Source organism: Staphylococcus warneri, assembly GCF_900636385.1.
Lineage (GTDB): Bacteria > Bacillota > Bacilli > Staphylococcales > Staphylococcaceae > Staphylococcus > Staphylococcus warneri.
On the sequence record NZ_LR134269.1, the window covers coordinates 993,409 to 1,017,131 of the forward strand.

11 protein-coding genes and 1 pseudogene are annotated in these 23,723 nt (G+C 32.0%); 8 read left to right on the forward strand and 4 right to left on the reverse strand.

The features are described from left to right. Window positions 1-9 precede the first annotated feature (9 nt). Window positions 10-468, forward strand: coding sequence for a 6,7-dimethyl-8-ribityllumazine synthase (gene ribH / locus EL082_RS05000; protein ID WP_002466232.1), 459 nt, complete (start codon window positions 10-12; stop codon window positions 466-468). A 270-nt stretch (window positions 469-738) separates the two neighbouring features. Here the strand turns inward: ribH and EL082_RS05005 are convergent. Beyond that, window positions 739-1,738 (reverse strand): annotated as a pseudogene (locus tag EL082_RS05005) (proline dehydrogenase family protein). A 230-nt stretch (window positions 1,739-1,968) separates the two neighbouring features. Between EL082_RS05005 and EL082_RS05010 the strand changes: the two are divergent. Together EL082_RS05010 and EL082_RS05015 are read left to right on the forward strand one after the other, a co-directional pair. Continuing rightward, complete coding sequence (locus EL082_RS05010) at window positions 1,969-2,796, forward strand: alpha/beta fold hydrolase (RefSeq protein WP_002466222.1); 828 nt, start codon at window positions 1,969-1,971, stop codon at window positions 2,794-2,796. A gap of 403 nt (window positions 2,797-3,199) precedes the next feature. Further along, window positions 3,200-3,601, forward strand: a complete 402-nt coding sequence (locus EL082_RS05015) for a transcriptional regulator, SarA/Rot family (RefSeq protein WP_015364883.1) — start codon at window positions 3,200-3,202, stop codon at window positions 3,599-3,601. Between the two features lie 53 nt (window positions 3,602-3,654). Here the strand turns inward: EL082_RS05015 and mnmM are convergent, their stop codons facing one another. After that, on the reverse strand, window positions 3,655-4,218 hold the full coding sequence (gene mnmM, locus EL082_RS05020; protein WP_002466231.1) for a tRNA 5-(aminomethyl)-2-thiouridylate-methyltransferase MnmM: 564 nt from the start codon (window positions 4,216-4,218) through the stop codon (window positions 3,655-3,657). After that, the gene (gene mnmL, locus EL082_RS05025) at window positions 4,215-5,168 is read right to left on the reverse strand and encodes a tRNA modification radical SAM protein MnmL/YtqA (RefSeq protein ID WP_002452150.1); all 954 of its coding nucleotides are present in this window, start codon (window positions 5,166-5,168) and stop codon (window positions 4,215-4,217) included. The genes mnmM and mnmL overlap by 4 nt, the downstream gene beginning before the upstream one ends. A gap of 106 nt (window positions 5,169-5,274) precedes the next feature. On the opposite strand from mnmL, the gene EL082_RS05030 reads away from it, so the two are divergent. The 5 genes from EL082_RS05030 (at window position 5,275) to EL082_RS05050 (ending at window position 22,173) form a co-directional block, all read left to right on the forward strand. Then, window positions 5,275-6,465, forward strand: a complete 1,191-nt coding sequence (locus EL082_RS05030) for an MDR family MFS transporter (protein WP_049415739.1) — start codon at window positions 5,275-5,277, stop codon at window positions 6,463-6,465. A 283-nt stretch (window positions 6,466-6,748) separates the two neighbouring features. Further along, window positions 6,749-9,163, forward strand: a complete 2,415-nt coding sequence (gene leuS / locus EL082_RS05035) for a leucine--tRNA ligase (RefSeq protein WP_019235960.1) — start codon at window positions 6,749-6,751, stop codon at window positions 9,161-9,163. Between the two features lie 23 nt (window positions 9,164-9,186). Continuing rightward, window positions 9,187-9,498 carry a rhodanese-like domain-containing protein gene (locus EL082_RS05040; protein ID WP_002466229.1) on the forward strand — a complete coding sequence of 104 codons (312 nt, stop codon included), beginning with the start codon at window positions 9,187-9,189 and terminating at the stop codon, window positions 9,496-9,498. Between the two features lie 305 nt (window positions 9,499-9,803). After that, on the forward strand, window positions 9,804-16,373 hold the full coding sequence (locus tag EL082_RS05045; RefSeq protein WP_103286279.1) for a SasC/FmtB family protein: 6,570 nt from the start codon (window positions 9,804-9,806) through the stop codon (window positions 16,371-16,373). A 250-nt stretch (window positions 16,374-16,623) separates the two neighbouring features. Further along, complete coding sequence (locus EL082_RS05050; protein WP_103286280.1) at window positions 16,624-22,173, forward strand: DUF1542 domain-containing protein; 5,550 nt, start codon at window positions 16,624-16,626, stop codon at window positions 22,171-22,173. A 58-nt stretch (window positions 22,174-22,231) separates the two neighbouring features. On the opposite strand, the gene EL082_RS05055 is transcribed toward EL082_RS05050, so the two are convergent. Then, on the reverse strand, window positions 22,232-23,494 hold the full coding sequence (locus EL082_RS05055; RefSeq protein WP_031464018.1) for a BaiN/RdsA family NAD(P)/FAD-dependent oxidoreductase: 1,263 nt from the start codon (window positions 23,492-23,494) through the stop codon (window positions 22,232-22,234). Window positions 23,495-23,723: the final 229 nt, after the last annotated feature.

Consider the following 23,723-nt stretch of genomic DNA (forward strand, 5'->3'; position numbering starts at 1 on the left):
GATCATAAAATGAATTTTGAAGGAAAATTAGTAGGTAAAGATTTAAAAGTTGCTATTGTAGTGAGTAGATTTAATGATTTTATTACAGGACGTTTGCTAGAGGGTGCTAAGGATACTTTTATTCGTCACGATGTTGACGAAAATAATATTGATGTCGCTTATGTACCTGGTGCTTTTGAAATTCCTATGGTTGCAAGAAAATTAGCTCAAACAGGTAAATATGATGCAGTAGTCACATTAGGATGTGTCATAAGAGGGGCGACATCGCATTATGATTATGTTTGTAATGAAGTTGCAAAAGGTGTATCAAAAGCTAATGAGTCAACAGATGTGCCTGTTATATTTGGTATATTAACTACGGAAAGTATTGAACAAGCAGTTGAACGTGCAGGAACTAAAGCAGGTAATAAAGGTTCTGAAGCGGCTGTAAGTGCAATAGAAATGGCTAATTTATTGAAACAATTTTAAACAAGAAAGGAGAGGGACAGAAATAATAAAGAACCACTAATCATTGAATATGAAGTGGTTCTTACGCATTAGCCACAGCTAATGTGTACTTTAAAATAGGAATACATGAGTGAAACTCATGCATAAGAAATACTAATTTCTAAAGAAAAAGAATGACTTTACAGTCAACTACTGCTTATACATGAATGTAACTTGAAATATATATTTATGTCTCAACCTGTACAGCCTGCCTACAAAATTAGTATTTTGTGGGCAGTTTTTTTAATGATTTTATTTACGTAAATACTTAGTAGTTAACCCTACAAGAGAAGCAACACTTATACCAATAGCTGAGAAAACACCAACTTTTTCAATGTCTCTGGTGTCGCAAATTCTTTAACTGCTAATGATAAATTTTGTGGGCGTTCTGCTAATCTTCTCATAAAGTAAGCAAACCAATCATCACCATAAGGACATATACTGTAAAATGATAGCCCTCATTGGCAATTGTTTGAGCTAACTCTGAACGGAAACCATATAGCATCTGGAATTCCATTTGCTCTTTTTCGATATGATTTTCTTTCATAAATTGTTTCACATGGTTAATAATATTATGATCATGTGTTGCAACTGAAGTGAAATTACGCGCATTTAAAAGTCTTTTTTCAATTATTTTAATATAATTTGCGTCAATCTCTTCTTTAGTTTGGTATGCAATAGAGGCATCCTCTTTATATGCCCCTTTAACGAGTCTTAATCGTAACTCAGGATATTTATCAATCAGTTTTTCAGCATCATAGAGATATGCTTGAATCACTGTACCAACATTTTTGAATTCTCCCTTTAATCGATCTAAAACTTCAATAATTTGTTGTAAGCTATCATATTTTTCAGTATCTATATTGATATGCATGTTCCCATATTCATTAGATTTAAGTAAAATTTCTCTCAAATTTTGGTATGCAAGTTCTAAGTCAAATTCACTACCTAATAAACTTAATTTGACTGACATATGTGCATCAACATGGTATTGGCTTATGGCTTCCATGATTTCTAATATTTCTTGTTTAGCTTGTTGACTTTCTTGCTCTGTTGTCACAAATTCCCCTAAGTTATCAACAGTAACAGAAATCTTGTTTTCATTTAAATACTCAATTGTTTCTATCAATTGTGGAATTGTGTTACCAGCTACTACTTTGTTAGCACCAAGTCTTGGACCAACTTGTTTAGCAGCATTATTTAAATAACTGTTATTAGACAAAGTTATAAATACATTTTTGAAAACTCCCATCGTACATACCTCCATAACCAAATATCATTGGTAGTTTTAAAATAGTGTATCATGAAACATATTTTTGAGAAAGCGTTTACATAAAGAATTTAATAATGTTTTTAGTAATATTACACGGTTTTGAGGTAGGCATGTCTGCATGTTTAAGATAATAGATTAAAATGGCAATTAATTGTAATGTTTTGGTATAATTATGCTATTGAAGATTTTTGAAAAAGGGCAATTTAAGAATGTGGAAGTGGGAAACTGAAAATGACGCAAAAGGCGTTGTTGTCATTGCTCATAATATATTAGAACATACTGGTCGATATGCCTATGTTATTACGATGTTAAGAAGAAATGGTTATCATGTCATAATGGGTGATCTACCTGGACAAGGCCAAACGTCTAGAGCTAATAAAGGACAAATTGAAGATTTTAATGAATATCATGAGAATATATTAGAATGGATTAAAATTGCTAATGAGTATAAAATTCCAACCTTTATTCTTGGTGTAGGTTTAGGTGGTTTAATTTTAATTAACTTATTAGAGCGAATTGAATTACCCGTTGAAGGTTTAATGCTCATTTCACCATTATTAGAATTTAAACAATCAGGTAAGGATAGAAAGAATAAATTACTCTCTAATGTTGGTAAAGTATCCAAAGATACTCGATTTAAAATTGGTATCACAGCTCAAGACCTAACACGTAATGATGAAGTTATTGAAGATACAGTCAATGATGGATTAATGTTGAAAAAAGTGACATATCATTGGTATAACCTTGTAAATGAAATGATGAAAGAGACAATGGAACACATCAAAGATATCAAACCATTACCAACTTTAATTATGACAGGTAGTGAAGATATCATTTCAGAAATCAATGCAACTGAAACATTTAAAGATAAACTAGTAACAAATGAGTTATATTATAAAGTATGGAATGGTTTATACCATGAGATTCATAATGAGCCAGAGCGAGACCAAGTGATGCGTTATGTACTAACTTTCCTTAATAATAGTGTAAATACTATGGGATTTATTGTTGAAGAAGATGAAATTGAAGATATATGATTCTAACCAGGTTGTTTAAGCAACCTGGTTTTTTTGTGAAAAAGTAGTAGAAAACTATTAATCTTTTTTATAAGGTTAATGGAGATAAATACGTAAAATCTTTTTTAATTTATAGTTGCAATTTTAATGTAATATTGATATATTTTGTTTGGATTAAAAATATAATTTTAATATGTAATAAGACTTCGTGTATTGAAATCGAACCATTTTACAAAATTATATTTTTATATGTCACATTTATAGTAAAATACACAAGTCTTAACCAAGCATTTCATTTATCAAATGTTCTGTTAATATGAACAAGCAATATTGACAATTTTTCAATTAACCGATGATAGAAATTTGGGAGTCGGTTATTTTAGAAAATGATAAAATTAACTTGTTATTTTGGGAGATGTTAACTATGAATCAAAATGAAAATGAAAGAGTTTATGGTATTTTACAGTTAGACAAGTTGTTAGCCGATGTTAATTCTATATTTGAAACAATTCAAAAAGAATATGACATGTCTAAAGAAGAGATTTTAATTTTATTAAACCTATGGGAAAAAGGTTCAATGACATTAAAAGAAATGGACGAGTTTGTTGAAATTAAGCCGTATAAGCGAACAAGAACTTACAATAATTTAGTTAATTTAGAGTGGATATATAAAGAGCGTCCACAAGACGATGAACGTACTGTTATTATTCATTTTAATGAAAAATTAGCAAAACAAAAAGATGGTTTACTTGATTTCATTGGGGAAACAATTACATCGAAATCAGAACCTATGCAGACAAGCTTAAAATCAATCTTAGCTGTATAATATCAAAAAAGAAGGGGCCCTTTTTGGGTCCCTTCTTTGTCGCGTTAATAACGTTAACCTCTTTTTTCAATAGCGCATATGAATGGTGCATTATTCTTTTGATTTATAAACTGATATTGTAAGACGTGTGCTTGTTTTTGATCTAAATGTGTTAAATAATCCATTAATGCATCTCGTTCAATTTTACCTTCATCATGACCATGATAAATCACTAATATAATGATACCTTCTTCATTCAATAAATCAAAAATATTTTGGATGGCACTTATAGTTGTTTGATGTGTAGTAACGATTGATTTATCACCTTTAGGTAAATAACCAAGATTAAATATAGCAGCATCGACATTGCCGATATGGTCTTTAGTAATATATTGTTTTACATTTTCATGACCATCTTTAATCAGTTTTACATTTGAATAGTTAGATACCTTCATTTTAGTATTATCGATAGCCAATTGTTGAATATCAAAGCCATATACAAATCCATGAGGCACTTGTTGTGCCAAGAATAAAGTATCGTTTCCATTACCACAAGTAGCGTCAATGACGATACTAGAATCAGTAATATGACTTTGAATCAGAATCTTTGAAAAGGGGAGTATCCGTTCTAGTTTCATGATTTCACCTTATGTTCAAACTTTTTACCTTGATATGAATCTCGACGTGCTAATTCATTGTCTATCTCATTTAGCACTTCCCATTTATTTACACTCCACATAGGGCCAACCATTAAGTCAATTGGACCATCTCCTGTAATACGGTGAATAATCATTTCAGGTGGAAGAATTTCAAGTTGATCACATACGAGGTTTGTATAATCCTCTTGTGACATGAATTCTAACATGCCTTTTTCATATTGTTTTACCATTGGCGTGCCCTTTAATAGATGTAATAAATGAATCTTAATTCCTTGGACGTCCATTTGAGCAACTTCACGTGCAGTTTCCATCATCATGTTATAGTCTTCACCTGGTAACCCATTAATGATATGTGTACATACGTTGATATTATGCTTACGTAATTTAGCGACACCTTCATAATACGTTTGCATATCATGTGCACGATTAATTAAGTCCGAAGTCGTTTGGTGTACAGTTTGTAAACCAAGTTCTACCCAAAGATAAGTTCTTTGATTTAATTCTGCTAAATATTCAACAACATCGTCAGGTAAACAGTCAGGACGAGTAGCAATTGATAAACCTACAACGCCTTCTTCTTTCAGGACAGGTTCATATTTTTCTTTTAATACTTCTACAGGAGCATGTGTATTTGTAAAGGCTTGAAAGTAAGCGATATATTGACCTTCACTCCATTTTTCATGCATTCTTTCTTTGATTTGTTGGAATTGTACTTCAATAGGATCAGCACGATTTCCTGCAAAATCGCCACTACCAGCTGCTGAACAAAATGTACATCCACCATGAGCTACAGTACCATCTCTATTTGGACAGTCGAAACCACCATCTAAGGCAACTTTAAATATTTTTCGACCAAATTTATTTTTTAAGTGATAATTCCAAGTGTGATATCTTTTATCTTCAAAAGCATACGGGAAGAAATTACCCATAAGACATTTTCCTTTCTGTTTTGTATCTAAATAAAGATTTTAACATACTTTAATGTTATAGTGTCTATTATAGATTGAGAAAAATATAAAGAGGAGAACGCAAGAAATGAATATACCAAAATCAGTATGGTGGCTTGTAATAGGTATGGCTTTAAATATTACGGGCGCCAGCTTTTTGTGGCCATTAAATACGATTTACATGAAAGAAGAACTTAATAAAAGTTTAACAATTGCTGGTATAGTTTTATTAATTAATTCTTTGGGTATGGTTGTAGGCAATTTACTTGGCGGTGTATTATTCGATAAACTTGGTGGTTATAAAACCATACTTATCGGCACATTTACTTGTTTATTTAGTACGACATTACTAAATTTATTTCACGGTTGGCCGTGGTATGCTGTATGGCTTGTACTACTAGGATTTGGCGGCGGTATGATTATCCCCGCAATTTATGCTATGGCTGGAGCAGTATGGCCAAATGGTGGTAGACAAACGTTTAATGCCATTTATTTAGCGCAAAATATTGGCGTTGCATTAGGTGCAGCATTAGGTGGATTTGTTGCAGAGTTAAGTTTTAATTATATATTTATAGCAAATCTAGTTATGTATGTACTTTTCGCCATAGTGGCAATCACGCAATTTAATTTAGAAATTAACGCTAAAGTTAAAAGACAAGATAATATTGATTTAAATAATCAAGAGAATATTAGTAGATTTATCTCTTTATTATTAGTTTGTGTCGTATTCGCTATATGTTGGATTGGTTACATACAGTGGGAAACTACAATTGCTTCATTTACGCAATCTATCCATATATCAATGTCTCAGTACAGTGTATTATGGACAATAAATGGAATTATGATTTTAATAGCACAACCTTTAATAAGACCTATTATTATCCTTTTAAAAGGCAATTTAAAAAAGCAAATGTTTGTAGGAATATTAATATTTATGGGATCATTTTTAGTAACTAGCTTTGCACATCAATTTTCAATGTTTGTTATCGGTATGGTGATATTAACATTTGGTGAAATGTTTGTTTGGCCAGCAGTACCAACCATAGCCAATCAGTTAGCACCTAAAGGAAAAGTAGGGCAATACCAAGGTATTGTAAATTCAGCATCGACAGTTGGCAAAGCTCTAGGGCCATTGTTTGGTGGTTTACTCGTAGATTTATTTAATATGCGAATGATGTTTTTAACCATGATCATATTACTAGGTTTAGTTATCATCATTTTAAGCCTTTTTGCGAAAAGTAAAGCTGCTAAAAAATATTTAGACTATCAATCAAATTAGAATAATGAAAAATTGACATTAACCTCTTGCAATCATACGCATAATCAAATACTATTAATTTGTAATAACATGTTATTAGACGCTTTTCTACAGAGAACTAGTGTGGTGAGAACTAGTGTTAAGGACTATAAATAACATTATTAAACATATAACGAATTTAATGATGACATCTCTTACTATTGAATGAAGTGCGCAGAATATGCGAATAAGGGTGGTAACGCGGCTATGGTCGTCCCTTAATCACTAGTGAGGGGTGTCTTTTTATTGAATAGGAGGAAACGTATTGAATTACAATCATAACGAAATCGAGAAGAAGTGGCAAAAATATTGGGAAGACAACAAAACATTTAAGACACAAGATAATTTAGGTCAGAAGAAATTTTACGCATTAGATATGTTTCCATATCCATCTGGTGCTGGTCTACATGTAGGACATCCAGAAGGTTATACTGCAACAGATATCATATCACGTTATAAGCGTATGCAAGGGTATAATGTACTTCACCCAATGGGATGGGATGCATTTGGTTTACCTGCAGAGCAATATGCCCTAGACACAGGGAATGATCCACGTGAATTTACTCAAAAAAATATTCAAACATTTAAACGTCAAATACAAGAATTAGGATTTAGTTATGATTGGGATAGAGAAGTTAATACAACAGATCCTAACTATTATAAATGGACACAATGGATTTTTATTCAACTTTATAATAAAGGATTAGCATATGTAGATGAAGTAGCAGTCAACTGGTGCCCAACACTAGGTACAGTACTCTCAAATGAAGAAGTTGTTGATGGTGTTTCAGAACGTGGTGGTCATCCAGTATATAGAAAACCAATGAAACAGTGGGTACTTAAAATTACAGAATATGCAGACCGATTATTAGAGGATTTAGAGGATTTAGATTGGCCTGAATCAATTAAAGATATGCAACGCAATTGGATTGGTCGTTCAGAAGGTGCTAGAGTTTCATTTAATGTTAAAGATACAGATGAAAAAGTAGAAGTCTTTACAACTAGACCTGACACTATTTTTGGTACGTCATTCTTAGTATTAAGTCCGGAACATACTTTGGTCAATCAAATTACGAGTGATGATAAATTAGAAGAGGTAAAAGCATATCAAACAGAAGCATCTAAAAAGTCTGATTTAGAACGAACAGATTTAGCTAAAGGCAAAACAGGTGTATTCACAGGTGCTTATGCAATCAATCCTGTTTCAGGTGAGCAACTTCCAATATGGATTGCGGATTATGTACTTTCGACTTATGGTACAGGAGCGGTTATGGCAGTACCTGGACATGATGAACGTGATCATGAATTTGCAGAAAAATTTGAGCTTCCTATAATTGAAGTTATTGAAGGTGGCGATGTACAGACCGAAGCGTACACTGGTAATGGACCACATGTGAATTCAGGAGAATTAAATGGTCTGTATAATGACGAAGCCATTTCAAAAGCAATCGAGTTATTAGAAGCGAATCAAGCTGGTGAGAAAAAGGTTAATTATAAATTACGTGATTGGTTGTTTAGTAGACAACGATATTGGGGAGAACCAATACCAATTATTCATTGGGAAGATGGATCTATGTCAACGGTACCTGAGTCAGAATTACCATTATTACTACCTGAAACAGATGAGATTAAACCATCAGGTACAGGTGAGTCACCACTTGCTAACATTGATGATTTTGTTAATGTCACAGATGAAAAGACAGGTATGAAAGGTCGTCGTGAAACAAATACGATGCCACAATGGGCAGGTAGCTGTTGGTATTATTTAAGATACATTGATCCTGACAATGATAAAATGATTGCAGATCCAGAAAAATTAAAACATTGGTTACCAGTAGATTTATATATTGGTGGTGTAGAACACGCAGTCCTTCACCTTTTATATGCTCGTTTCTGGCACAAAGTACTTTATGATTTAGGTGTAGTGCCAACAAAAGAGCCTTTCCAAAAATTATACAATCAAGGTATGATTCTTGGTGAAGGAAATGAAAAAATGAGTAAATCTAAAGGAAATGTAATTAATCCAGATGACATTGTAAATTCACATGGTGCTGATACACTTCGTTTATATGAAATGTTTATGGGACCATTAGATGCAGCAATAGCATGGAGTGATAAAGGACTTGATGGATCACGTCGTTTCTTAGATCGAGTATGGCGATTAATTGTAAAAGAAGATGGCTCATTATCAGATAAGATTGTTGAAACTAATAATAAATCATTAGATAAAACTTATAATCAAACTGTTAAAAAGGTAACAGAAGATTTTGATACATTAGGATTCAATACAGCGATCAGTCAATTAATGGTATTTATTAATGATTGCTATAAAGCGGATGAAATTTATAAACCTTATATAGAAGGTTTTGTAACAATGTTAGCACCAATTGCACCTCATATTGGTGAAGAATTATGGGATAGATTAGGGCATTCTGATACCATTACGTACCAACCTTGGCCTACTTATAATGAATCATTATTAGTTGATGATGAAGTTGAAATCGTTGTTCAAGTTAATGGGAAATTAAGAGCTAAAATTGAAATACCTAAAGATTTATCTAAAGAAGAAATGCAAGATTTAGCATTAGCAAATGATAATGTTAAGATGAGTATTGAAGGTAAAGAAATTAAAAAAGTCATTGCAGTACCGCAAAAACTTGTTAATATCGTTGCTAAATAGATAATACTAAAGGAGTTTTACAAATGGAATCAATTACAATAGATCAATTAAAAGAGAAAATTTTGGACTCAAATCCAATTAATATTGTAGATGTACGAAATAATGATGAAACAGCTATGGGAATTATTCCAGGGGCGAAAACAATTCCAATGAATGAAATTCCTGACCATTTAAATGAATTTGATACTAATCAAACTTATTATATTATTTGTGCTGCAGGTGCAAGAAGTGCTAGAGTCGTTGAATATTTAGAGGACTCAAATATTCATGCTGTTAATGTAGAAGGCGGTATGAATGAGTGGGGCACAGAAGGATTAGAAATTAATAATATTTAAGTAAGATCTATCAATAGAGCTAGATTAAATGCTATGTAAATATAGCACTTTAATCTAGCTTTTTTTAATTATGAAGATCATTTCAAGTTTAACATCTTAAAATACAGATATATATGAATAAAAACGTACACTATTTTATTTTTATTTTGTGTACTAGATTTAGAATAATATTGTTGTTAAAATCAAAATAACTATTAATTAATTGAGCGAATGGTTTAAATAGCGATTTAATTCATTTAAGATACAAACACTAAAAATGTTCATTAATTATAAACAACAAGAAGTGCAACAAGGAGGAACAATTAATGAATTTATTTAGAAAAGAAACCTTTAGTATTAGAAAATTTAAAGTTGGTATATTTTCTACGTTAATTGCTACTGTAGCTTTTTGGTCATCAACGCATACCCATTTAGCACAGGCTGATGAAACAAACTCACAACCAGTTGATGATGTGCAAAAACTACAAGAAATAACAAGTAATGGACAATTGGATAACAAAGAAGAGCTTAAAAATAATCAAGAAACAATATCCGAAACGGGTGTTTCTGATGTTTCAAATCAAGTCAATCCCAATAATGATTCTGTAAACACAAATAATCAACAGACTCAAATTGATATAAATGAAAATACAAACAGTTCAATTATTAAAGAGACACAATCATCTAATAATGAATCGACTACGATGATTGAAGGAGCATCGCCTATCAAGACTGATGATACAGTAAATCATGTAAAACCTGTGTCTGAACAAATGTCGGTTAAACCTAAACAACAGGCTGAAGAAAAAATTCAAAATATGAATGCGGTAATGGAACCCGCAACTAAACCTAAGAAAAGACATCGTCGTGATGTAAGTAACACACCTACAGTTGCGGGTGGTACTGGCCCACAAAATGGAACACCGCAAAATACGAATGGTGAATTTTCTATAGATGATGCAACGATTGACCCAAATATAAATAATATTGGAAACAATACATTAAATTATCGTTTTACATTTGAAGATGTAGGTGTTAAACCAAGTGAAAATCGAAATAATCCACAAGTGATTGTATTGAATAGTTTACCTGGATTTAATTTGATTGATGGTGCTAAAGTAGGGGTACTTAATGCCGTTTTAGAAAGAACACAAGTATTCCATCCTGGTGATAGAAATAATAAACAAGCGCAAGGTACGGTTCTTGCATTAGGAAGAGTAGAAGGTAATGATCCTAACAATCATGGTGACTTCAATGGTATTGAAAAAGAAGTGACTGTAAATCCTAATTCAGAAATTATTTTTGATTTTAATACTATGGCAGCCGGTAACGGTAAAGGTGGTACAAACTTAGTAATTAAAGATGCGAATACCAACACTGTTATAGGAAATGGGGACATTCAAGCTGGAGATATGCTTCGTTTATTTAAAGTGCCTGATAACGTTTCGAACATCAAAATTCAATTAATACCTAATAACGATATAATGGGTAATGTAAGAAGACTTGAAAAAAACCAAGATGGATACAGATATTATGATTTTATCGATAATGTAGGTATTCGTTCAGGGTCACATTTATATATAAGTGGAAGAAATAAAGAAAATAATGTTAAAAATAATACAAACTTTACTGTAACAACACAAGTTACGAATAATGGTAAGTCTGGCGCTTCTATGTTACCAGGTGCATTTGAATATTCTATGCAGTTACCTGAAGGTATTGAATATGTACCTAATTCTATAACAACAAGCTTTCCTGATGGAAACGGTCCTAACGATGTGATGAATCCCCTGACAGAGAACTATGACCAAGGTACTCGAACACTTACTTTTACTAGTAATGGAATTACATCAGCGACACCTACTCAAGGAGAACCTACCAGCTTATTAGCCAATAAAACATTAAATGTAACATTTAATTTAAGAGTTAAAAATGTAGCTAATCCAAAACAAGTGACTTTTTCAGATGCAATTAAATCTAAGACTTATACACAAACTTATTTGAATGGAGAACCACCTCAAAGCACAGTGAATGGTGTTCCATATCAAGTTAATATAGTCATGAACAAAGATGATTTACAAGCGCAATATAATTGGGGCGTAGTTCCATCAGATTATACGTATGCATCATACCAAGAATATAATCGTCTAAAACAACAAGCGCTAACGATTTTAAATGAAGATCGTAACCATGTCCCTTTAAATCAACAAGTCTCACAAGCTACAATTGATAATTTATTACATCAAATGCAACACACACTGATTTCTCGTGTAGACGCTGCACGTGAACTTGGACAAAAAGCAGATGATAGATCTGATGAAGTAGATACTGTTAATGATTTAACAGACGATGAAAACGATGCTTATAGAGGGCAAATTACTAATTTAAAAAATGATGCATTAAACCATATAGATGATCAAACTACGGACGATGGTGTAACAAGAGAGAAAGAAGCGGGAATTAACAAGATTAATCAAGTCAATATAGTTCCTGTTATAAAACCCAATGCGAGACAAGCTATAAATGACAAAGCAAATGAGCAAAGACAAAGAATTCAACAAGATCCTGTAGCAACAAAAGAAGAAAAAGAAGCAGCAAATGCACAAGTTGATAATCATGTTGCAACTGCAATGAATAACATTAATCAGGCACATACAAATGATGCTGTAAACGACGCTAAAAATAATGGTATGAACGAAATTAATTCTGATGTACCCGCCAATACGTATCGTGCAAACGCAATAGCAGCTATTAATCAAGCTGTAGTCAAGCAACGTGAGCAAATTAATCAAAATCAAGAAGCAACTCAAGAAGAACGCGACAATGCACTTAATGAACTTAACCAAGCATCTGAGCAAGCGATTCAAAATATAAAACAAGGCATATCAAATAGTGACGTCGATGATGCTAAAAATAAAGGTATTGATGCCATCTTAGACATTGCACCTGTCACAATTGTTAAGCAAGCGGCGAGAGAGGCAATCGCTAATAATGCGCAACAAAAAATTGCAGATATAAATACGAATCATGAAGCGACTTTAGAGGAACGAGAAGCAGCTATTCAGTTAGTCAATCAAGCTGTTACTTCAGCAAATGATAATATATTAAAAGCTAATACTAATAATGATGTTGATGTGGTTAAGAATAATGCATTAAACCAAATACAAGCGATTACACCTGCAACTATCGTTAAAACAAACGCTAAAAATGCATTAAATCAAAAAGCACAAGAACAACACAATATTATTTTTAGTAACAATGAGGCAACAGTTGAAGAACAACAAGCAGCTCAACTTATATTAGATCAAGCATTAAACACTGCAATAAAAAATATTGATAATGCGGATACCAATCAACAAGTAACAGATGCTAAAAATAATGGGCTACAAGAAATTGGGAATGTCCAACCTTCAACACAAGTTAAAACGGATGCTAGAAATGCGGTTACCAATAAAGCAAATGAAGCTATTACTAATATTAACGCAACACCTGGTGCTACTAGAGAAGAAAAACAAGAGGCAGTTGATAGAGTTAATAATTTATTGAATCGCGCTTTAAATGACATTAATACCGTTAATACAACACCAATGGTTGAAGCAATTAAAAATACAGCACTTAATGATATTGGTAATGTACAACCAAATGTAACTAAAAAGCAAGAAGCTATTGGCATATTAAATAATAATGCTGCAACTAAAAAACAAAATATAAATCAAACACCTGATGCAACAACTGAAGAAAAAGAGGCGGCCATTACAGAAGTGAATCAAGCACTTAATCAAGCTATTGAGCAGGTGAACCAAGCTGATACTAATGCACAAGTAGATCAAGCACAACAAAATGGTGATCATAATATTAATCAAATACAAACGCATGTGGTAAAAAAACCTGAAGCACTAAATATCGTAACTCAACAATATAATAATAAATTAGCTCAAATTAATCAGACACCTGACGCTACAATTGAAGAGAAAAATACTGCTATTCAACAATTAAATCAAAATAAGCAACAAGCATTGGAAGCCCTCAATCAAGCACAAACTAATCAAGAAGTTGATCAAGTCAAAGACCAAGCGATTCAAAATATAGATGCGATTCAAGTTAATGTTGTAACTAAGCCTGACGCAAGACAAGCCTTAATAGATGCTAAAACTGATCAAGAACGTGTCATTAATTCTACACAAGATGCTACAGTAGAAGAGAAAAATGCAGCTTTACAAAAGTTAGAGCAAATATTTAATCAAGCAAATGCTTCAATCAACCAAGCACAAACTAATCAAAAGGTAGAAGATGTACGTCAACAAGCAATTGACCAAATCAATACGACTTTACCTGAAACAATCGTTAAAAATAATGCTAGAAATAATATAGAAACAGAAGCTAAGCAACGTGATAATGTAATAGATAATAATGTTGAATCTACAGTAGAGGAAAAAGATGCTGCAAAACAATTGGTCGATCAAGCTAAAAATCAAGCGCTACAGAATATTGCCCAAGCTCAAACTAATCAAGAAGTTAATAATGCTGTAGCAAATGGAAATCAAGAAATACAACAAATTGTTCCAGAGACGATTGTTAAAACAACAGCAAGACAAACGTTACTTAATGCTATAAACAATAAAAAACAAGAGGCAATTGATAATAAAGAAGCAACTCAAGATGAAAAAGATATGTTTATTAATAATTTGAATAATGAATTAAATGATTTAAATAAACAAATAACCGCTGATAATACCAATCAAGAAGTTGCAACTACCAAAGACAATGGATTAGAAAATATTAATCAAATAGTGTTCAAGCCTACTGTTAAACAAAATGCTAGAGATGCAATACAAAAACTTGTTGATCATCAACAAGATTTAATTAATCAAGCCAATGATGCTACCAATGAGGAGAAAAACAGTGCATTAGATAGATTGCAAAATGCTGCAAATCAATTATTAACAGATATTAATAACGCAACTACGAATGCACAAGTAAATCAAATTCAAACAAAGAGCGATGCTTTGATTCCTAATATATTACCTCATATAGTTGTTAAAGAAAATGCAAGAACAATGATAAATCAAACCGTAGGAAATCAAGATAAGATAATTAATGGCGTTGAAGATGCAACAGTAGAGGAAAAAGATACAGCTACTAATGATGTAAATATTGTTGCTAATAAAGCTAAAAATGATATTAATCGATTAACAGATGATACTGAAGTAGAAAATACTAAAAATAAAGCAATTAATGATATTGAACAAATTTTACCTTCTACTAAAGTAAAAACAGATGCAAGAGATTCATTAAATCAAACTTCAGAATTAAAATTGAACGATTTATCATTAACGCCTGATGCTACCAATGAGGAAATCAATGTAGCTAAAGCTTTAGTAGAAAAATTATTAAATCAAGCATTGACTCAAATAAATCAAGATAAAACAACGAATCAAGTGAACCTAACAGAACAACAAGGAGTTAAAGCGATTAATGATGTTCAAGTTAATGTAGTTAAAAAGAATGAAGCAAGAACTGCAATCACTAACGTTGAAGATAATAAAAGCCAGTTGTTTAATAATAACGATGAAGCAACAACTGAAGAAAAAGATGAAGCGATTCAACAATTAAAGACTATACTTCAAAATGCATTAAAAGCTTTACAGTCAGATCAAACTAATCAACAAGTTGATCAAACAGAAAATCAATCAATAGAAGATATAAATAATGTAAAACTTAATATCGTAAAAAAACCTGCAGCCATAAATGCAATTGACCAAGCTTCTACAAAACAAGATCAAGAGATTAATCTAACCAATGAAGCAACAACTGAAGAAAAAGAAATAGCTTTACAACAATTAAAAGCAGCAGTAAACCAATACACTAATGAAGTCTCTAGTGCACATACAAACCAAAATGTTGCGGATGTATTATCAAAAGCATTAAAAGAAATTGAACAAATAATGCCTAATATTGAAGTGAAACCTGCTGCGATAGAAGCATTAAAACAATTATCAAGCCAAATTAAAACTCAAATTAATGAGACAAATGAGGCAACTTTAGAGGAAAAAGATGAAGCTATCAATCAATTGGAAGAAGCGTTAAAAAATAGTATTGACACTGTAGACCAATCGTTAACTAATGCAGAAGTTGCTAAAGCTAAATTAGAATGGGAAACTTTAATCAAAAGTATTAAACCACTTATTAAAGTGAAACCAGAAGCAAATGAAGCCTTAACGTCAATCGCTCAACAAGTAATTCAAGATTTTGAACGTATATCTGAAGCTACACAAGAAGAGAAAGATCAAGCTATTGCGAAGGTACATAAAGAATTGGAAATAGCCAAGATATTAGTATTAAAAGCATTAACAAATGAAGAAGTAGCGCAAGTTAAACTTAAAGAAGTACAACTCATTGAACATATTCAACCAGTAATAGAAGTTAAACCTACTGCAAAAGATGACATTAATCTTGTTGCAAATGAAATCAAAGAAAAAATCAATCAACTTAAAAATGTTAATCCTATAGCAATCAAAAATGCTTTAGATAGAATTGAGAATATTTTAAACGAAGCAAATATGCTTATCAAAGACGCAAAAACAAATGCTGAAGTAGCACAAATTGTTAAAGAAACAATTGAAAAACTAAAAGCAATTCAATTACCTACAGAGGAAATGCAAGTAGAAAAAACTATAGAGAAAGCAAAAGAACCAGTTTTAGTTTGTGTAACTAGTGATAATACTATTGTTATTGAAAAAGAAATAAAGGACAGCTGTATATTGAAAGAAGAAGCGACCCAAATGTTGCCTAATTCAGGTGTTACTAATTATCAACATCCAATCGTTCCTATTATGTTTACATTTGGAATAGCAATATTTGCAAGTAGTCTAAAACGTAGAAAAAAAGATAATTAAATTTCGAAGTGAAATAAATGAAACATGAATGAGTTGTTAAGATTATAGTTATTATGATTATTAAAATAATAGTAACAACTTTGAAATAAAATTGTTACTCAATGGACTATATTTAAAATTATATTGATGATAAAATCAATAATAAATAAATAGGTTGTACAAATTTATATTATGCGTACAACCTATTTGTTATAGAAATAAATTTTTAATACTCAACATCACGATTTATACACCTAGGAGGATAGTCATTATGAATTTATTTAAGCAACAAAAATTTAGTATTCGTAAGTTTAATGTTGGTATTTTTTCAGCATTAATAGCAACGATAGCATTTTTAGGCGTAAATCCTAATAGTGCAGATGCTGCTGAACAAGATAACGTCAATGTTGGTGGACCATTGACTGAAAATGCTGTTAACCAAGGGCAACCAACTGATCAGGTAACACCAAACGAAAATAAAGCTGGGAATGTTGACCCTACAACAGAACAAGTATCACCGCAAAATACTGCAACTCAAGAACAAAATCAACAACAAAATGATAATCAAAATGCGGTTGAAACAAATAATGCACCAAGCATTGATCAAGTAGCAACTGAAGTTAATAGTGAAGCAAATCAGCCTAATGCTATTACTGACCAACCAGTAAACGAAGATAATCAAGAGCAAGCTCAAACACAGGCTAATCATGAAAAAGCTCAAGAAACACCAAAAGAAAAACAAGATAAAGAGGCACCAGTTGATCATAATGAAGGATTAAATAAACAAGACAAACCAGTTGCTACTGTTGAAAATAATCAAACACCTAAAAAACGAAATAAACGTGATGTGGGTGATGATCAAAATGGTAATAACGTAGCCCCTAATCAAAATCAACCAGTTAATACTCAAGATGAAGCATTAGAAAATGCTAAACAAGGTGCAACAAATGAGATTAATCAGAAAGCTACTGAAAAAAATCAAGTAATAGAAAATACGACAGAAGCTACACAAGAAGAAAAACAACTTGCATTAAACGATGTAGCACATCAACAATTTAATGCTAATAATAACATCAATCAAGCAAACACAACGAATGACGTAACAACAGCTAAAAATAATGGAATTGCAGCCATTGATGCTATAAATGTACAAGCACGTACAAGAGATGCAGCTAGAAATGCAGTAGTTCAAAAAGTTGCAGACCAAATTTTGACAATTAATAATAATCCAGATGCAACAGATGAAGAAAAACAAGATGCAGTTAACCAAGTACATCAAACAGAACAACAAGCATTAAAAGATATTAATGCTGCTAATACAGAAAATGAAATTAATGGTATTCAAACACAAAATGTTAATGCAATTGGCAACGTTGTTCCTACTTCATTAGCTAAACCTAATGCAATTGCAGAAGTAAATCAAGCAGCTGCTACACAAAATGGTGACATTGATACAAATCAAAATGCTACAAATGAAGAAAAAGCTGTTGCAAAAGAACAAGTTGATGGGTTAGTTAAAAATGCAACTACTAATATTAACGATGCTACTAATAATCAAGATGTAACTCAAGCCAAAGAATTAGGAATTAATCAAATCAAAGCAGTTACACCAGCAACAACAATTAAAGACGATGCTAAAAATGAATTAAATCAATCAGCAGACCAAATTAGAAATAATAATACAAATAATTACTTAGATGCAACAACAGAAGAAGTTAATGCAGCTAATAATCAGGTTGATCAAATCGTAAACCAAGGTAATACTGCAATAGGTGCAGCAAATACAACAGAAGAAGTTAATGAAGCTAGAGACCACGGTATTCAAGAATTACAAAATATAGCTCCAGACGTTGTCAAAAAACCAGCTGCTAGAAATGAAATTAATCAAGCTTTTGAACAAAAGAAACAAGCAATTAATGATTCAAATCAATCAACAACAGAAGAAAAAAATGATGCTATCAATGTTTTAGTTCCTAGGAAAAATGAAGCAGATAATAATATTGATCAAGCATTAACAAATGATGAGGTTTCTACTGCAGTTACAAACGGTATAAATCAAATTAATGATGTTACGCCTTCAACTGACAAGAAACAACAAGCGAAATCAACAATTGTACAAGATGCAGAAAATAAAAAACAATTACTTAATCAAGATACAAACTCAACAACCGAAGAACATAATGCAGCTAATGCAAATGTAGATGCGGCCGTTACTAAAGCAAATAACGATATTGATCAAGCAGCAAGCAATGCCGATGTTGATAATGCAGTGACAACAAATCAAGCTGATATCAATCAAATTCAACAAGAAGCACAAGTTAAACCAGCTGCAAAAGCCGAAATTGCTCAAAAAGTCACTGATCAAGAAGCCGTTATTCAAAATACTCGTGGTACAACTACAGAGGAAAAAAATGAAGCTCAACAAGCATTACAGAATGCAAAAACACAAGCAGAGCAAGCTATTGATGCTGCTCAATCAAATGCCGATGTTGAAAATGTGAAGAATGAAGAAATTGCAAAAATTGAAGCAATTACGCCATCTAAAGATTATAAAAATAATGCTATAGCTGAATTAGAAAACGTAGCAAATCAACGTAAACACGATTTAACACAAGATCCAGATATGACTAAAGAAGAATATGATTATGCGATAGATTCAGTCGATCGTATGTTAGGACAAGGAAGCGCTAACGTATATCAAGCTGGAAACAAACAAAGTGTTGATGATAATAAAAATGATGGTATTAATACTATCAATCAAGTTCAAGCCTTTGTAACAACTAAAGCTAATGCTAGAAATGAAATTACTCAAGCTGCAGATCAACGTAAAGCTACATTCCCTAATGATAATAATGCAACAACAGAAGAAAAAGAAGAAGCATCAAACAACGTTGACGCTATCGTTGCAGCTTCAAATGAACAAATTAACCAAGCTAAAACTGACGCAGCAGTAAATCAAATTAAAGATCAAACGATTCAAGAAATTAATCAAGTTACACCTGCGAATACTAAAAAAGAAACAGCATTAGCGAATATTAAAACGAAACAAGACCAACAAACTTATATTATTAACAATGAACCTAATGCAACAGCAGAAGAAAAAGAAGCGGCATTACAAGCATTAACTCAAGCAGTGACTACAGCTAATGATGAAATTAATGCTGCAACTACAAATGCACAAGTTGAAACTGCAGTGCAAAATGGTGAAACTAATATTAGTAATGTTATACCTCAAACTCAAACTAAAACAAACGCTAAAAATGAAGTTGATCAAGCAGCAGCAAATCAAAATGCAGCTATTGAACAAAATCAAGATGCAACAACAGAAGAAAAAGACGCGGCTAAACAACTAGTAGCTCGCACACAAAATAATGCAAATCAAGCTATTGTAAATGCAGAAAATGCTGCAGATGTTGAGACTAAAAAGAATGAAGGCATTAATAGTATAGGTCAGATTACTGCTGATACAGGAATTAAAACAGCTGTTAAAACAGATTTACAAAATCAAGCTAACGATAAAAAACAACAAATAGCTAATAATAATGGTTCTACGGAAGAAGAAAAACAAGCTGCAAATACAAAAGTTGATGATGCATTACAACAAGGTTTAACAGATGTGACTAATGCTCAAAGTATCGTTGATGTTAACAATGCAGTTAAATCAACTGATCAAGCTATTCAATCAGTTCAACCAGAAACAACAGTAAAAGACAATGCAAAACAAGCAATTCAAAATAGCATTAATCAACAAAAAGAAGTTATAAACCAAAATCCTGAGGCTACTCAAGAAGAAAAACAATTAGCTTCTAATAAATTAGATGATATTGCAAATCAAGTAACTGGTAATATTGACCAAGCAAATACAAGTAACGATGTAGACCAAGCTAAAAATGAAGGTACAACTCAAATCAATCAATTTGTTCCATCTATTGTTAAGAAATCAAATGCAAATCAAGAACTAGATAACACGGCTGATTTAAAACAAGAGGAATTAGATAAAACACCTAATGCAACACAAGAAGATATCGCGGAAGCAAAACAAGCTGTTCAAAAAGCATTAACAACTGCAAAAGATCAAGTTGCTCAAGCACAAACTGATCAAGATGTAGATAATGCTAAGTCAAATGGTTTAGCTGAAATTAAAGCTATCCAACCAATTGGAACACTTAGACAAGCTGCATTAGAAGAATTTACAGATGTCTATAACGATAAAGTGAGTGAAATAGAAGCGGATATTGATGGAACGAGAGAAGAAGTTAACGATGCACTTAAAGATTTAGAAGCAATTAAAACGCAAGCTGAAGCATCAATTAACCAAGCTATTAATGTAGCTAGATTAACTGCTGCAAAAGAACATGCTATAGAAAATGTAAATCAATTTGACGTAACATTCACTAAAAAGCCATCAGCAATCGTTTCTATTAATCAAGTTGCTACAACTAAAGAAAATGAAATTAATGCAAATACTACTGCTACAGCACAAGAAAAAGAAGCGGCTATTCAAAATGTTAAAGAACAATTAGAAATTGCTGAAATCAATATCAATAATGGTGAAACAAATCAAGAAGTTGAGGATGCCTTAACTAACGGAGAAACTGCAATTAATGGTATTAATCCAGAAGTTGTAACTAGACCTAACGCGATTAATTCAATTGATAATTTAGCAACTCAATTAAAAGAAACATTTGCAAATACACCTGGTGCAACAGTTGATGAATTAAATGAAGCTAATCAACAAGTCGATCAAATCGTACAATCTGCTAAAACTGAAATTGCCAATACAACTTCTGATATTGATATTGCTCAAATCAAAGCCAATGCAATGAATGATTTAAATGCAGTCGTAGTAAATGTTGAACAAAAAGCAATTGCTGCTAATACGCTTAAAGAACAAGCAGACAAGGTTCAAGACATGATTGATTCCAACGATGACGCTACTGAAACTGAAAAATTAGCAGCTGAAGAACAACTAAATGATATTTTAGAACAAGGTCTATCTGATATTGATGCTAAAGATACTAACGATGACATTACTAAAGTAAAAGAAAGTGCTTTAGAACAACTTAAAGCAATTAATGTCGTTGCGGTGGTAAAACCAGAGGCAAGAAATACAATTGCAAATCTTGTTCAAAAACAAATCGATAAAATTAATCAAACTCCTAAAGCAACTAAAGAAGAGAAAGAAGCAGCGATTGAACAATTAAATCCAATCGAACAAAATGCGATTGAACTTATTAAAGCAACACCATCTGATTCTGAAGTGAAAACGATTGTGAAAGACGCTGAACAACAAATTTCACAAATCGAAGCACAAGCGTCAATCAAAGATGAGACAGAAAAAGAAATTAATAAGCATATCCAACAACAAAAAGTAATAATCAATAATGCTGATGTTTCTCAAAGACAAAAAGATAAAGCATTAAGTCAATTAGATCGTCTTGCTTCACTTATTGCTGATCAACTAGACGCTGCTGATACAAATGAAGCAGTTATAAAAGTGAAAGAAGAAGCTATTGAACAAATTGAAGCAATTCTTCCAGAAACAGATCAACAAAGTCCACAAAAACCTGATGTAGGCTCTAATCCTACTAAAGAAGCAAATGGAAATGACGAAGGTAACGATGAATCAAACACATTAACTAAAGATGAGTCTGAAGAAACAATAGAAACAGACTCAGAAGTTGATAAACAAGATAGTTCAGAAACATTACCTGAAACTGGACAACATGATAATCAATTACCTTTAGCTGGTATTACATTTGCTGCAGGTGCTGCATTAGTAAGTAGAAGACTGGCTCAAAAGAAAGACGAATTAAAATAAAACAATATATTAACAGAGTCTAGAGAAATCTAGACTCTGCTTTTTTTAATTTTATTAATTATTTTATAGATTTATGTTTACCGGCATTTAAACCCGCTACATGTCCAGTGACTAATGCGCTTGTTATATTATAACCGCCAGTATAACCGTGAATATCTAATACCTCACCGCATAAAAATAGACCAGGAACTAATTTAGACATCATCGTTTTAGGTTCAATTTCTTTTAATGATACGCCTCCACCAGTAACAAAAGCTTTATCAATAGGTAAGGTCCCATTAACTTTAAATGTAAATCCTTTTAATAAGTTAACAATTGTATTCAATTGTTGATTGGATAAATGGTGTGATGTTGTTTCGTTATCGATATTAGCTTGTTCTAGTATAAATAATAAATAGCGTTCTTCAATCAGACCATGTAAACTATTTTTAATGAATTTATCTGGTTCATCTTTTAGCATACGTCTAATTTGTTGCGTAAGTTCTTCTTGATTTAACTCTGGAAAAGCGTCAAGTGACATTAGAATTTCTTTTTTCTTTTGATTCTTTTGTTCTTTATATACAAATTGACTACATCTTAATGCAGCAGGTCCACTGACACCAAAATGCGTGAAAATCATATCCATTTGATGACTGATTCGTTTTTTACCATTTTTCTTTAATACGGATAGTTCTACATCTTTCAAACTTAAACCTTTTAGTGTTTTATTTTTAATAAAGCGCTCGGGTGAGGTGATTGGCACTTCAGTAGGAAACAATTCAGTTATGGAATGTCCTAAAGATATTGCGAATTGATAACCGTCACCTGTCGAACCTGTTTGTGGAACACTCGTACCACCCGTTGCTATAATCACACTCATTGCTTCATATATTTGTTGGGCTGTTTCTACCTTAAAAATACCATCTTCATTTACAGATAGATGAGTCACAGCAGTTTCTTCTTTAACAGTGACTTGTTGTTCATTAATTGTACTTACTAACGTGTCAACGACATCTTGGGCCTTGTTTGAAACGGGGAACATTCTACCGTGATCTTCTTCTTTTAATTTAACGCCCCGATCTTCAAAGAATTCAATAATGGATTCATTATCAAATATTGAAAAAGGACTATATAAAAACTTACCGTTACCTGGTATGTTTTTAATTATTTCTGCATAGGGTAAGCGGTTGGTAACATTACAACGACCACCACCTGAAATTTTTAATTTTCTACCAAGACCTTTTTTCTTTTCTAATATAAGAACTTGATTACTATTAGAACTAGCAGCTACAGCAGCCATTAAACCACTTGGGCCACCACCGATGATGATTGTTTGATACATATTAACTTCCTCCAATGAATATTCAACACTATTGTATATGAATCAAAAAATATATGCTACAGAAGTTGTATAATTAGATGACAATGCATAAAATAATAACTATAATAGAAAACTTGAAGTATTATGAGATACATAACCCAATTTTAAAGGATAAATAATGATTAATTCGTTTTCATCATCTCAACATTTAAAATTATTATAAAATCAATCCCCATGTTAGTCTTTTTGT